The 13,592-nt window shown below is 50.5% G+C and carries 14 protein-coding genes; 5 read left to right on the top strand and 9 right to left on the bottom strand.

The annotated features are described in order from the left end of the window. Positions 1 to 260: 260 nt before the first annotated feature. Entirely contained in the window at positions 261 to 1,019 is a 759-nt protein-coding gene (locus U0026_RS10865) for a DUF481 domain-containing protein (RefSeq protein ID WP_062778983.1), read from the bottom strand. A gap of 452 nt (positions 1,020 to 1,471) precedes the next feature. Here U0026_RS10865 and pfkB point away from each other — a divergent pair, with 452 nt between their 5' ends. Both pfkB and U0026_RS10855 read left to right on the top strand, forming a co-directional pair. Beyond that, positions 1,472 to 2,404, top strand: coding sequence for a 6-phosphofructokinase II (pfkB, locus tag U0026_RS10860; RefSeq protein WP_062778978.1), 933 nt, complete (start codon positions 1,472 to 1,474; stop codon positions 2,402 to 2,404). A 273-nt stretch (positions 2,405 to 2,677) separates the two neighbouring features. Continuing rightward, complete coding sequence (locus tag U0026_RS10855) at positions 2,678 to 3,538, top strand: fructosamine kinase family protein (RefSeq protein WP_062778975.1); 861 nt, start codon at positions 2,678 to 2,680, stop codon at positions 3,536 to 3,538. Between the two features lie 26 nt (positions 3,539 to 3,564). Here the strand turns inward: U0026_RS10855 and tonB are convergent, their stop codons facing one another. Continuing rightward, a complete protein-coding gene (gene tonB / locus U0026_RS10850; protein WP_062778971.1) occupies positions 3,565 to 4,278 on the bottom strand; it encodes a TonB system transport protein TonB in 714 nt (237 codons plus the stop codon). Between the two features lie 220 nt (positions 4,279 to 4,498). Here tonB and U0026_RS10845 point away from each other — a divergent pair, with 220 nt between their 5' ends. Continuing rightward, positions 4,499 to 4,795 carry a YciI family protein gene (locus U0026_RS10845; RefSeq protein ID WP_062778968.1) on the top strand — a complete coding sequence of 99 codons (297 nt, stop codon included), beginning with the start codon at positions 4,499 to 4,501 and terminating at the stop codon, positions 4,793 to 4,795. Between the two features lie 63 nt (positions 4,796 to 4,858). Here U0026_RS10845 and U0026_RS10840 read toward each other — a convergent pair whose 3' ends face one another. Next, positions 4,859 to 5,032: a YciY family protein gene (locus U0026_RS10840; protein WP_126440730.1), complete on the bottom strand. Its 174-nt coding sequence runs from the start codon at positions 5,030 to 5,032 to the stop codon at positions 4,859 to 4,861. Positions 5,033 to 5,176: 144 nt separating this feature from the next. Between U0026_RS10840 and cls the strand changes: the two genes are divergently transcribed. Together cls and U0026_RS10830 are read left to right on the top strand one after the other, a co-directional pair. Then, positions 5,177 to 6,637: a cardiolipin synthase gene (gene cls, locus U0026_RS10835; protein ID WP_062778965.1), complete on the top strand. Its 1,461-nt coding sequence runs from the start codon at positions 5,177 to 5,179 to the stop codon at positions 6,635 to 6,637. Positions 6,638 to 6,670: 33 nt separating this feature from the next. After that, positions 6,671 to 7,000 (top strand): HI1450 family dsDNA-mimic protein, encoded by a 330-nt coding sequence (locus tag U0026_RS10830; protein WP_062778962.1) that lies wholly within the window; start codon positions 6,671 to 6,673, stop codon positions 6,998 to 7,000. Positions 7,001 to 7,055: 55 nt separating this feature from the next. On the opposite strand, the gene U0026_RS10825 is transcribed toward U0026_RS10830, so the two are convergent. From U0026_RS10825 to oppA, 6 genes are all read right to left on the bottom strand, one after another. Further along, positions 7,056 to 7,892: an ion transporter gene (locus tag U0026_RS10825; protein WP_062778959.1), complete on the bottom strand. Its 837-nt coding sequence runs from the start codon at positions 7,890 to 7,892 to the stop codon at positions 7,056 to 7,058. A 51-nt stretch (positions 7,893 to 7,943) separates the two neighbouring features. Continuing rightward, positions 7,944 to 8,948 carry a murein tripeptide/oligopeptide ABC transporter ATP binding protein OppF gene (oppF, locus tag U0026_RS10820; protein ID WP_062778956.1) on the bottom strand — a complete coding sequence of 335 codons (1,005 nt, stop codon included), beginning with the start codon at positions 8,946 to 8,948 and terminating at the stop codon, positions 7,944 to 7,946. Then, positions 8,945 to 9,940 (bottom strand): ABC transporter ATP-binding protein, encoded by a 996-nt coding sequence (oppD, locus tag U0026_RS10815; RefSeq protein ID WP_062778953.1) that lies wholly within the window; start codon positions 9,938 to 9,940, stop codon positions 8,945 to 8,947. The genes oppF and oppD overlap by 4 nt, the downstream gene beginning before the upstream one ends. 11 nt (positions 9,941 to 9,951) lie before the next feature. Then, positions 9,952 to 10,860 (bottom strand): oligopeptide ABC transporter permease OppC, encoded by a 909-nt coding sequence (gene oppC, locus U0026_RS10810; protein WP_062778950.1) that lies wholly within the window; start codon positions 10,858 to 10,860, stop codon positions 9,952 to 9,954. 14 nt (positions 10,861 to 10,874) lie between these two features. Beyond that, positions 10,875 to 11,795, bottom strand: a complete 921-nt coding sequence (gene oppB, locus U0026_RS10805; protein WP_062778947.1) for an oligopeptide ABC transporter permease OppB — start codon at positions 11,793 to 11,795, stop codon at positions 10,875 to 10,877. Positions 11,796 to 11,881: 86 nt separating this feature from the next. Continuing rightward, on the bottom strand, positions 11,882 to 13,513 hold the full coding sequence (gene oppA / locus U0026_RS10800) for an oligopeptide ABC transporter substrate-binding protein OppA (RefSeq protein ID WP_062778944.1): 1,632 nt from the start codon (positions 13,511 to 13,513) through the stop codon (positions 11,882 to 11,884). Positions 13,514 to 13,592: the final 79 nt, after the last annotated feature.

Here is a 13,592-nt window from a genome sequence, read left to right as displayed (position 1 = left end):
TTCTCTAACTTGATTAAGACTTTGAAACGCTAAGGCATCATATTGCCCATGCACACAGTGTAGATCTAGATCACACTTTTGGCTAGTCAAAATATTTAGCTATTCGTGTCAAATTTATTGAATATATGTATAAAGGCACGAATGTGGAGATATTATGGAGAACTTGTATTTTTAATTAAATAAAACAGCGGTTGTATTAAATAATAACACCAAACGATAAATATCAGAACACAGGCCGAGTATTCCCCGGCCTGAAATAATTACATGGTATAACCTAACGTCAACGAGGTACGACGATCGGTATGATCTGGCGCCGATGCCGGTGGCTCGGAGTTCCAGGTAACGCTATAAGCAACCTTCAGGCCGAAGTGAGCATTGATGGCCACATTCAACGCGGTTTCTGAGTTTACGGTCGTGTCGTCAGCGCCCAGTACCGATACACCTTGCGTAAATTTCGCGGTGTCAGTCATCTGCCAGGCATAAGCTCCCGAAGCATAGCCCAGTGCCTGAGTTTCGGTATTACCGTCGGTGAACTCGTCATAACGAACGCCGGGACCAAATTCAAAACGGAGGCTGTGGACAGGTCCATTCAAGAACTGGTGACCGTAACCTGCGGTAAACACATCACGTTCGTGGTAACCATTATAACGGTCAGTTAACCAACTAGCCTGTCCAAACAGGTAGTCAACACTGGTCATATTGTAACGACTACGTCCGCCTACTGAATATTTTTCCGAAGAACGTTCATCATTAGCAGAAGTATTACTGGCGGCGCCCCATAAAGACCAGGCAGTAGTATCGCCATACCAGGTAAGCGTGGAATCAGCGGTAGCCGATGTACTTTTCGTATTCCCTGCTTGCGAGAGATAGCCCGCATTGACGCTACCTTCAAATGGCTTCTTCGCGGTGCTTGGGTCATCCATGACAGTAAAAACGGTATCACTGGCGGTGGCAAACGTAGACGCAAACACGCCCCCCAGCAGCACAACCGCTACCGGTACTGTCTTCAAAAGCTTCATTTCGTTTCTCTAAAATGCATGGTTTCACGTGGTGTTTTTTAAGAGTGCGATTAGACTCTCACAAGTTGAAAACTTCAATAGATGTTGAGGGGTAAATGAGGAAATATTTCACACAACCTTACGGTTGGTAATGTCTTTGCGTGATGTTGCATCATCCATCACAGACCCTAACTTAAATCATTACTTAGCGGCCAATCCAGTCAGAGTTGACTACATCAGCTTATTTTAGGATTTATTTGAAACGGTACCGTCGAAATCACTGGCTGGGCGCATGCGCGAAATGCTTTCTTACCTCATCGTCGATAATCAATATTACAAAAGAGAAACAGAAGGTTATTTACATTTCCCTATAAAAATCATGTCGTTGTTCCTTTAATTATCACCTCGTTAGTGCCAGACTAGATATGATTATTTTTCGAACAATCATCTGTTCATAAAGGGAGGTTATCGATATGGTTAAAATATATACGCTTACGCTTGCCCCTTCTCTCGACAGCGCCACCCAGACACCGCAAATCTATCCCGAAGGGAAACTCCGCTGTAGCGCCCCAGTGTTCGAACCCGGCGGTGGTGGTATTAATGTAGCCCGCGCCATCACATTTCTTGGCGGGACTGCCAGCGCGATATTTCCATCGGGTGGTGCGACAGGAGAGCACCTGGTCGCCCTACTTCGAGCGGAAAATGTTCCCGTTGAAAATGTCGAGACCCGCGAGTGGACACGCCAGAATCTCCATGTTCACGTAGACGCCAGCGGCGAGCAGTATCGTTTCGTTATGCCTGGCGCGACGCTCCATGCTGATGAACTGCAACGCTTGCAGGAAAAAGTACTCCAGATTGAATCAGGATCGTTGCTGGTTATCAGTGGTAGCCTTCCGCCAGGTGTTGCACTCAATGCATTTACTTCCCTTATCAAAGCAGCTCAGGCAAAAGGTCTGCGTTGCGTCATTGATAGCTCCGGCGACGCTCTGACGGCCGCACTGGATATTGGTCAGATTGAACTGGTGAAACCAAATCAGAAAGAGCTCAGTGCTCTGGTATCACGCGAACTTATCCAGCCTGACGATGTGCGTAAAGCAGCCGAGGAAATCGTGCGCAGTGGGAAGGCACGCCGCGTTGTGATTTCATTAGGGGCTCAGGGGGCACTGGCAGTTGATGCACAGAACTGCGTGCAGGTTGTCCCACCACCGATCAAAAGTCAGAGTACCGTCGGCGCGGGCGATAGTATGGTCGGCGCAATGACGCTGAAACTGGCGGAAAATGCGAGCCTTGAGACACTGGTACGCTATGGCGTCGCTGCCGGGAGCGCGGCCACCATCAATCAGGGTACCCGACTGTGCTCTCGTGAAAACACCCAAAAAATATTCGATTATTTGCAACAGCACTAAATGTTCATGATATGCGGCTCATGGCCTGTCCGTGAGTCGCGAAATTAGCGTAATCGACTATGCTAACAAAACTCCATTGTTAACAATGGGGTGCAAGGTGGCCGTTGATGCATCATCGCTATGGGTGAGCGGCCATAGAAGTAGCTTAGAGGACCAGCGCCTTTACCTCTGTTTTGTATACTCTTTTTATCCGTTGTGCGGTGTAGCTCGTATTTTTACCCAGTATTTGTGCGCTAACCTGATGATATGGCGAAAAACATGGGGAGAGATATCATGTGGCAAACGATCGGTAGCCTGTTAAGTGAGCAACTTGGACGTGGCGAAATCGAACAGCGCACTGAATTGCCAGGCGGAGAGATTCATGCCGCGTGGCACCTCAAGTTCGCAGGTCGAAATTTTTTCGTGAAGTGCGATGAACGAGAATTACTGCCTATTTTTACTGCGGAGGCCGACCAGCTTGAACTACTCTCCCGCAGCCATACCGTAACCGTTCCGGAAGTTTTCGTTGTCGGAACGGACCGCGACTACAGTTTCCTGGTCATGGAATACCTGCCGCCGCGCCCACTCGATGCACATAACGCTTTTTTATTGGGGCAACAGCTCGCACATCTCCACCAATGGAGCGATCAGCCGCAGTTTGGCCTCGACTTCGACAACGATCTCTCAACGACGCCACAACCTAACGCCTGGCAACGCCGTTGGTCTAATTTCTTTGCCGAACAGCGAATTGGTTGGCAGCTTGAGCTTGCCGCCGAAAAAGGTATGAAATTTGGTGAGATAGATTCTATTGTTGAACATGTGCAGCAGCGCCTAAGCTCACATCAGCCGCAGCCTTCTTTGCTGCACGGCGACCTGTGGTCTAACAACTGTGCTCTCGGGCCGAATGGCCCATACATTTTTGATCCTGCCTGCTATTGGGGCGATCGAGAATGCGATCTGGCGATGCTGCCACTGCATCCTGATCAACCCCCGCAGATATACGATGGCTATCAATCCGTATCGCCCCTCCCGGCCGATTTCCTCGACCGCCAACCGGTTTACCAGCTTTACACGTTGATTAACCGCGCGATCCTGTTTGGGGGACAACATTTGGTTGAGGCGCAGAAAGCGCTGGATAAGATGTTAGCGGCATAAAAAGAAAGCCCCTTTCGGGGCTTCTTTTAGTTCATCTGCACGCCTTTCAGGCGGAATTCAATATTCATGATAAGCCCGGTACCGGGTTTACCCGCTTCATAGCGCCATTTGCGCATCGCCGTTTTGACATCACGTTCAAACATGTTCGACGGTTGCGCCGAGAGAATTTCAACGTTATCAACACGACCATCGGCCGTCACATCAAATTTCACCCGCACTTTCCCTTCAATACGCAATGCTTGCGCGCGCGTTGGGTAGCCTGGTTGCTGGCGATTTAGCGCTCGTGGCCCGGTAGGTGCATTCACCGATGGTGCACTGGCATCCGGCAGGTTGTTCGCCACAGAGCGTGCTGGCGGTGCATCACGATTAACTGTCGACAAAGGACGTTGTTCAACCGGTTTCACTTCTGGTTTCGGCTGCTCTACTTTCTTCACCGGTTTTGGTTTTGGCTTCGGCTTAGGTTTCGGCTTATGGATAACAACCGGCGCCTGCGGTACTTCAGGAATCGGTTCCGGCTCAGGTTCTGGTTCAGGCTCGACGATAGGTTGTGGCTGAACCACTGCCTGAGGCGGCTCTAAATCTGCAGGCGCAACCATCGTGATAGTGATGGGTTGAGCAGGTGCGGGCAGTTCAATAACCTGATGTACCGAGGTATAAAGTAGACCGGCCACAACGGCAACGTGGATACCAACAGAGAGTAACGTCGGCCACGGAAAGCGGCGAGGTAAATCAAGGGTCATTGCAGTCATAGTCGTTACAGTTGAAAAATGAGAACTCGATTTTAAATGCAAATAGCAATCATATTCAATAAGACATCTTATCTTGGGTCAACTTTATCCCGTAGTTGACCAAAAAAAACGCGCAGGATCGCGACTTTAGGGCTCAAGAAAACTTTGCATTGCAGTCAATGCCGCTTTGCCTTACCGTGATCCGCAAATTATTTAAACAGGAGTTCCGCCCGTGCTTTATGTCATTTATGCCCAGGATATCGCCGACTCTCTTGAAAAACGTCTCTCCGTTCGTCCTGCCCATCTGGCCCGTCTGCAATTACTGCATGATGAAGGTCGACTGCTTACCGCAGGCCCGATGCCTGCTGTAGACAGCAACGATCCGGGTGCCGCTGGTTTTAGTGGTTCGACGGTGATTGCTGAGTTTGAATCTCTGGAAGCAGCTCAGTCATGGGCTCAGGACGATCCGTATGTCGCGGCGGGGGTTTACCAGCAGGTGGCGGTTAAACCGTATAAAAAAGTATTCTGATTCGCGCAGGTATAAGCCTGGCAGAAAAACTGAGGGCACCATTAACGGTGCCCTTTTTCATTATCAGAGATCGTAGATAGCAAAAAGCAGGCAATTGCGCTGCCGGCTGCCAAGATACTTTCTGATAGAATGGATGCGCATATTTCGACGAGACTGAGATTCCAGCCAACGCGATTTACGGCGGCTTGCCTGTCTCAGCATCCGCCAGCGCCCCACTTCGGGTCTACTACGCTTCATTTCTAATGCTCTTTCAAAAAAAAGACGCCTCATTATAGCTTCTTGCTTTAGGCTGACCAGTGCTTTCTCATTGCGTTTTTATTTGCCAGATGCCGCTTGATGCGTAAACTCATAACAACTGGCTTTCAAAAGGATTTTCGAAATATGACAACCGTCTACACCGTAGTAAGTTGGATGGCTATTCTGGGGTATTGGTTGTTAATCGCCGGGGTAACATTACGCATCTTGATGAAACGCCGTGCCGTACCGTCTGCCATGGCCTGGTTGCTTATCATCTATATTCTGCCGCTGGTCGGCATCATCGCCTATCTTTCTCTGGGCGAACTTCACTTAGGAAAACGGCGCGCCGAGCGTGCTCGCGCCATGTGGCCCTCAACGGCAAAATGGCTTAACGACCTTAAATCCTGTGAACATATTTTCGCACAAGACAACAGTCAGGTTGCCTCCTCTCTCTTTAAGCTATGCGAACGTCGACAGGGCATTGCCGGGTTGAAAGGCAATCAATTGCAGTTGCTCACAGAAACCGATGACGTTATGCAGGCTATCATTCGTGATATCCAACTGGCGCGGCACAATATTGAGATGGTCTTCTATATCTGGCAACCCGGCGGGATGGCCGATCAGGTCGCGGAATCGCTGATGGCCGCTGCTCGCCGAGGTGTACATTGTCGTTTGATGCTCGATTCAGCCGGCAGCGTGGCCTTTTTCCGCAGCCCATGGGCCGCCATGATGCGCAATGCGGGTGTTGAGGTTGTTGAGGCGCTCAAAGTTAATTTAATGCGTGTGTTTTTACGACGCATGGATTTACGCCAGCACCGTAAAATGATCATGGTGGATAATTACATTGCCTACACGGGCAGTATGAATATGGTCGACCCACGCTTCTTTAAACAAGATTCCGGTGTGGGTCAGTGGATTGATCTGATGGCGCGTATGGAAGGCCCTATCGCTACTGGCATGGGGATTGTGTATTCCTGTGATTGGGAAATTGAAACCGGTAAACGTATTTTACCGCCCACACCCGATCTCAATATTATGCCGTTTGAAGAAGCCAGCGGACACACCATTCAGACTATCGCCTCAGGTCCCGGTTTCCCGGAAGATTTGATTCATCAGGCTTTGCTGACCGCTGCCTATTCCGCCCGCGAATACCTGATCATGACCACCCCCTACTTCGTTCCGAGCGATGATCTGCTGCACGCTATCTGCACCGCAGCTCAACGCGGTGTTGATGTGAGTATTATCATGCCGCGTAAAAATGACTCCGTGTTGGTGGGTTGGGCAAGCCGTGCGTTCTTTACTGAGCTGCTAGAGGCAGGGGTCAAAATTTACCAATTTGAAGGCGGCCTGTTGCACACCAAGAGCGTGCTGGTTGACGGCGAACTGAGTCTTGTCGGCACGGTAAACCTCGATATGCGTAGTTTGTGGCTCAACTTTGAAATTACCCTGGTTATCGATGATGCCGGGTTTGGTGCCGATCTCGCCGCTGTACAAGACGATTATATTTCCCGTTCTCGCTTACTCGATGCGCGTCTGTGGGTAAAACGCCCGTTCTGGCATCGTCTTGCCGAGCGACTGTTTTACTTCTTCAGTCCGTTGCTGTAAAACGTGCCCAACAGTATTTAACAGGTAGTCATCATGGATATGGATTTAAATAATCGCCTGACCGAAGACGAAACACTCGAGCAGGCTTATGACATTTTTCTCGAGCTGGCGGGCGATAACCTCGACCCTGCTGATATTATTCTGTTCAACCTGCAGTTTGAAGAACGCGGCGGCGCTGAGCTTTTCGATCCAGCAGAAGACTGGCAGGAACACGTCGATTTCGACCTGAATCCAGATTTCTTCGCTGAAGTGGTCATTGGTCTGGCTGAGACTGATGGTGGCGAACTTAATGATGTTTTCGCGCGCGTTTTGCTGTGCCGCGAAAAAGATCACAAACTCTGCCATATTCTCTGGCGCGAGTAGCGAGATTAAGGGCAGCGAAGCTGCCCTTTTCCAGTGAGCGCTTCACCGAGCGACTTCACTTTTGATTCGGTAGTGCAGTACCACACGCATTGCAATAATGCGCACGAGGTTCATGATCTCGCTGCTTACAATGTGGACATACCCGCTCCTGACGCCGCTTTTGAAACTCACTTGTCATCTGCGCGCTAATAATTCCCGTTGGGATCGCGATAACCGAGTAACCAATTAATATCAGCAACGACGCCACCATCCTGCCCGGAGCGGTATGCGGTGTAATATCGCCATAGCCCACCGTTGTCACCGTCACTATAGCCCAATAGACTGAAGTACTGAGCGTAGTAAATCCATTTACCGGCCCTTCAATGCCATACATCAGTGCGCCTGCCACAATCATCACGATACTGATAAACGCATAGAAGATAATTAGCTGATGGCGGGAATTAACAATGGCACCCCACAGGCTATTGAGCGCTGGCATTAAGCGCAATATTTTCAGAATACGCAGAACGCGGATCACGCGCATTGCTCGCCAGGCAAAGAGGTATTCCACCCCAATTTGCGGCCACAGCATAATGACGTAAAACGGCAATATCGTCGCCAGGTCTATAAATCCCCAGAAACTAAAAACATAGCGTGCAGGCTGCGGCCAGCAAAACACCCGCAGACAATATTCCAGGGTAAAGACCAGCGTAAAGGCAACTTCCAGCCAGACAAAAGCGTGCCATTGATCGTAAGTCAGGTGATAAGTTGTACCGATGCCTGACTCAATAAAGATGACGATCACGCTTAATAGGGCAAACAGGCCGCACAGCGCTTCAAAACGGCGGCTGGAATGGGTGCGCTGATCAAATAAAAGATGATAAAGACGTTGGCGCAGAGCGCTAATAGTCACTCGTTGTAACCTCGTAATAAAAAAGGGCCGGCAACATGCCAGCCCTGACGATTATAACGGGTCAACCTTCAGACAGGAAACCGCGTGACGGAAACTGCCCTCAAGGAGAGGACGCGTTTTTGCACATTCCGGCCCAGCCAACGGACAGCGGGTTCGAAATACACATCCAGACGGTGGGTTGATTGGTGAAGGGAGTTCCCCTTCCAGCAGTTGAATGGTTTTATTCTGCTCCAGATCGGGATCAGGAACCGGTACGGCGGACATCAGCGCTTTGGTGTAAGGGTGCAACGGGTTGTTGTACACCTCATCATAAGTGCCGAGTTCAACCGCATGTCCCAAATACATCACCAGTACACGGTCAGAAATGTGTTTTACCACCGCCAGGTCGTGGGCGATAAAGATAAGCGATAAACCCATCTCACGCTGCAATTGCTGGAGTAAGTTGACGACCTGAGCCTGGATAGAAACGTCCAGCGCCGAAACAGGTTCATCACAGATAATCAGCTTCGGTTCAAGGATAAGTGCCCGGGCAATCCCGATACGCTGACACTGGCCGCCAGAAAACTCATGCGGGTAACGGTTGACGAGATTGGGCAGCAACCCCACCTTCATCATCATGGTTTTCACTTTGTCGCGGACTTCCTGGCGTGACATTTTTGGGTAATAAGTCCGCAACGGCTCAGCAATAATTTCACCGATGGTCATACGCGGGTTTAGTGATGCCAGCGGATCCTGAAAAATCATCTGGATATCGCTGCGTACTTCACGCCATTCGCTTGGCTTCATCCCCAGTAAATCTTTGCCCAGCCAGGCAACTTTCCCTTCAGTGGCTTTGACCAGGCCAATAATCGCGCGGGCAAAGGTCGATTTCCCACAACCTGACTCGCCCACTACGCCCAGCGTTTCACCTTCATACAGGCGAAGCGTCACACCATCGACTGCTTTAAGCGATTTTGGCGGCTGCCAGAACCACTGTTTGCCATCTTTAATCTCGAAGTGGACTTTTAAATCTGCAATCTCAAGCAGAATTTTTCTTTCGTCAGTCACAGCGCTCATACCAGCTCCCCCACGGTTCTAAAGCAGGCTCGCAAGCGGCCTGGCGCAAACTCTTCCAGCGGCGGTGCGCTGTTACACGCTTCCATCGCATGCGGACAACGAGGTTGGAAGGGGCAACCCGCGGGCAAGCGCAGTAAGTTTGGTGGATTACCGGGGATCGTCAGCAGAGATTCACCTTCCGCATCAAGACGCGGTACCGCATTGAGCAAGCCGATGGAATAAGGGTGAGCGGGATGATAGAACACATCCCGTGCGTTTCCGTATTCCATTGTCCGTCCTGCATACATGACCAGCACTTTGTCGCAGATACCGGCAACAACACCGAGATCGTGGGTAATCATGATAATGGCGGTATTGAACTCGCGTTTAAGTTCGTTCAGAAGCGTCATAATCTGTGCCTGTACGGTCACATCAAGCGCTGTCGTCGGTTCATCAGCAATCAACAGTTTCGGACGGCACATAAGTGCCATCGCAATCATCACACGCTGGCGCATACCGCCGGAGAATTCATGCGGATACATCTTCATACGTTTGCGCGCTTCAGGCATTTTGACCGCATCCAGCATTCTGACTGACTCTTCAAATGCTTCGGCTTTCCCCATGCCTTTATGCAACATCAGGACTTCCATCAGTTGCTCGCCGACCCGCATATACGGGTTGAGCGAGGTCATCGGGTCCTGGAAAATCATCGAAATCTGTTCAGCGCGCAATGTGTTCAGCTCGCGCTCAGGCAGGTTTAGGATCTGTTTGCCATTAAACAGCGCCGAACCACCAATCCGTCCATTGCTAGCCAACAGGCCCATCAGTGCAAATGCGGTCTGCGACTTACCGGAGCCCGACTCACCGACAATCCCTAATGTTTCGCCCGCGCGCAGGCTAAAGTTAAGATCATTGACGGCGGTGACATCACCATCTGGCGTTTTAAAGGTCACGCGCAGATCTTTTACGTCCAGCAGTCGCTGCGATGCTGTTGCCGTTTCAATTATGCTCATGGCAACACTCCTTAACGGTCTTTCGGGTCGAGGGCATCACGCAAGCCATCGCCGATAAAGTTAAAACAAAACAGCGTCACGACCAGGAACCCGGCCGGGAACAGCAGCAGCCACGCAGACACTTCCATCGAGTTAGCACCATCACTTAACAGCGCGCCCCAACTACTGAGCGGCTCTTGCGTGCCCAGCCCCAGGAAACTCAGGAAGGATTCAAATAAAATCATGCTTGGCACTAACAGCGAGGCGTACACCACCACCACACCCAGGACATTTGGCACAATATGACGAACCACAATGTTGAAGGTGGAGACACCACCAACCTGCGCGGCTTCGATAAACTCTTTACGCTTCAGGCTCAACGTCTGGCCGCGTACGATACGGGCCATATCCAGCCATGACACCATCCCGATAGCCACAAAAATCAGCAGGATGTTTTGGCCAAAGAAGGTCACCAGCAGAATAACGAAGAACATAAACGGGAAGGAGTTGAGGATTTCCAGAATACGCATCATTACTGAGTCGACTTTACCGCCCAGATAACCGGAAAGTGAGCCATACAATGTCCCCAGCACCACGGCCACCAGCGCCGCCGCAACCCCAACCATCAGGGAGATACGTCCACCAATCGCGACGCGAACCAGCAGGTCGCGGCCCGAGGAGTCAGTCCCGAAATAGTGCCCGGACGCCATATCCGGTGGATTGGACATCATGCCCCAGTCGGTATCGAAGTAGGAGAACTGCGACACCATCGGTGCCAGGGTGACAAACAACGCAATCAGTACCAGAACGATTAAACTGGCGACCGCCGCACGGTTATGCATAAAGCGTCGACGGGCATCCTGCCAGAGGCTACGCCCTTCGACTTCTAGCTTCTCGCTGAAGTTTTCCAGCGCCTCGCTATTTTTCTTACTTAACATCATGGCGAGCTCCAGCCTTAGTATCGAATTTTCGGGTCAATCACGGCGTAAAGTACGTCTACTACCGCGTTAAACAGGATCGTCAGCGCACCAACCAGAATCGTCAGGCTCAGCACCAGGGAATAGTCGCGATTAAGCGCCCCGTTGACGAACAACTGTCCAATCCCCGGCAAACCGTAGATCGTTTCAATGACCATCGAACCGGTAATAATACCGACGAAGGCAGGCCCCATATAAGAAAGCACTGGCAACAGCGCAGGTTTTAACGCGTGACGGAAAATAATCCGGCGCATCGGCAACCCTTTCGCCCGTGCGGTACGGATGAAGTTGGAGTGTAGAACTTCAATCATCGAGCCGCGGGTAATACGCGCAATGCTGGCAATATAAGCCAAAGAGAGCGCCACCATCGGCAGGATCATGAATTGGATAGCCCCGCCGTTCCAGCCACCTCCGGGTAACCAATGCAACGTAATGGCGAAAATCATCACCAACAACGGCGCAACGACGAAGCTGGGTATGACGACACCGGTCATTGCCACCCCCATGACCGCATAATCCCACTTGGTATTTTGTTTTAATGCCGCAATCACACCGGCCGTCACACCCAAAATTACCGCAAGGAAAAAGGCTGCCGCTCCCAGTTTGGCCGATACCGGGAAGCTAACGGCGACCAGATCGTTAACCGTATAATCTTTATATTTAAAGGAAGGACCGAAATCACCGTGCGCTAATTGCTTAAGGTAATTTCCGTATTGAAGCAATATAGGATCGTTTAAATGATATTTCGCTTCGATATTCGCCATGACTTCCGGCGGCAGCGCACGCTCACTGGTGAACGGGCTTCCTGGCGCAAGGCGCATCATAAAGAAAGAAATCGTAATAAGAATAAATAGCGTCGGAATCGCTTCCAGACAGCGACGTAGTATAAATTTTAACATTGCCCGTACCTTCTGGCATGTGCCTTTGCACTGCTCTCAAAATAAGACACGATGGGGCGAATCAACGTTCGCCCCACGTATTGCCATTAATGCTTGATAACGTAAAGGTCTTTAGTATAAACGTTATCCATCGGGTCTTTACCGGTATAACCGCCAACCCATGGTTTCACCAGGCGGGCGTTAACGTAGTAATAAACCGGTACGATCGCCGTATCTTTATCCAGCTGTTGTTCAGCCTTCGCATACGCAGCAGTACGTTCCGCTTCATTAGACGCTTTCACCGACTCAGCCATGATTTTGTCAAACGCTTCACTCTTATAGTGTGCGGTGTTCATTGAGCTACCTGACAGCATGGTATTCAGGAAAGAGGTCGGTTCGTTGTAGTCCGCACACCAGCCAGCACGCGCCACGTCGTAGGTACCCTGATGACGGGTATCGAGGAAGGTTTTCCACTCCTGGTTCACCAACTTGACTTCAACTCCCAGGTTTTTACGCCACAGCGATGCCGCGGCAATAGCCAGCTTTTTGTGCAGATCGGAGGTGTTATACAGCAAGTTGAAGGTCAGTGGCTTATCTGCGGTATAGCCCGCTTCAGCCAACAGTTTTTTACCTTCTTCATTACGTTTATCTTGTGACCACTTAAACCATTCTGGCTCGGTCAACTTGGCGCCATCGGTGTACGGCGGGGTATAACCATAAGCCGGGAGATCGCCCTGACCCTTCACTTTATTAGCGATGATATCGCGATCCAGACCCAATTTCAGTGCAGTACGCACGCGGGCATCGGTGAACGGAGCTTTCTGGTTGTTAATTTCGTAGTAATAGGTACACAGATACGGGTCAACGTGAACTTCGTTCGGGATCTCTTTTTTGAGCTTCTGGAACAGTTCAATTGGCAGCTGGTTATAGGTCATGTCCAGCTCACCGCTGCGGTAGCGGTTAACGTAAGTCACTTCAGACGAAGTTGGCAGCCAGGTGACTTCATCAACAACGGTTTTTTTGTTATCCCAATACTGCGGGTTACGCGCCATCACGATACGTTCGTTGACGACCCAATCTTTCAGGGTGTATGCACCGTTGGTGACGATATTACCCGGCTGGGTCCACTTCTCGCCGAACTTATCAATAGCCTGCTTGTAAACCGGGGACATCGCCGGGTTAACCAGCAGTTTGTAGAAATACGGTACTGGCTCGCTGAGAGTCACTTCCAGAGTGTGATCATCCAGCGCTTTCACGCCCAGCTCACTTGGGGCCTTTTTACCGTCGATAATTTCATCAACGTTAACAATGTGGCCATACTGCGGATAACTGGCATAAGGAGATGCGGTTTTCGGATCAACCAGGCGCTGCCAGCTATAAACAAAATCTTGTGCGGTAACGGGCTCACCGTTGGACCATTTGGCGTCTTTACGCAGGTGGAATGTCCAGACCTTGAAGTCTTTATTATCCCAACTCTCCGCTACGCCCGGGATCGGGTGACCATCTTTCGGTGAGGTATTCAGCAGACCTTCAAACAGGTCACGGCTAATATTCGCCTCGGGAACCCCTTCAATTTTATTCGGATCAAGAGATTGTGGTTCTGCCCCGCTGTTACGTACCAGCGTTTGTTTGCTTGCCAACTCAGTACCTGCAGGAACGTCTGCAGCCAGTGCGTTCCCTGCAATCAGTGCGGTAAGGATCCCAGCCGCAACCAGGCTTTTTTTTGTGATGATGGACATTGTGTTGATACTCCGTTCATTATTATTACTGACTTGTGTCAGCTGTTTAGTCCCCTTACGGGTTCCTGTGCAGCGCAGG

Source organism: Kluyvera intermedia (assembly GCF_034424175.1).
Taxonomy (GTDB): domain Bacteria; phylum Pseudomonadota; class Gammaproteobacteria; order Enterobacterales; family Enterobacteriaceae; genus Kluyvera; species Kluyvera intermedia.
Note: the sequence above shows the minus strand (reverse complement) of the source record. Positions and strands in the feature narration are given on the sequence as shown.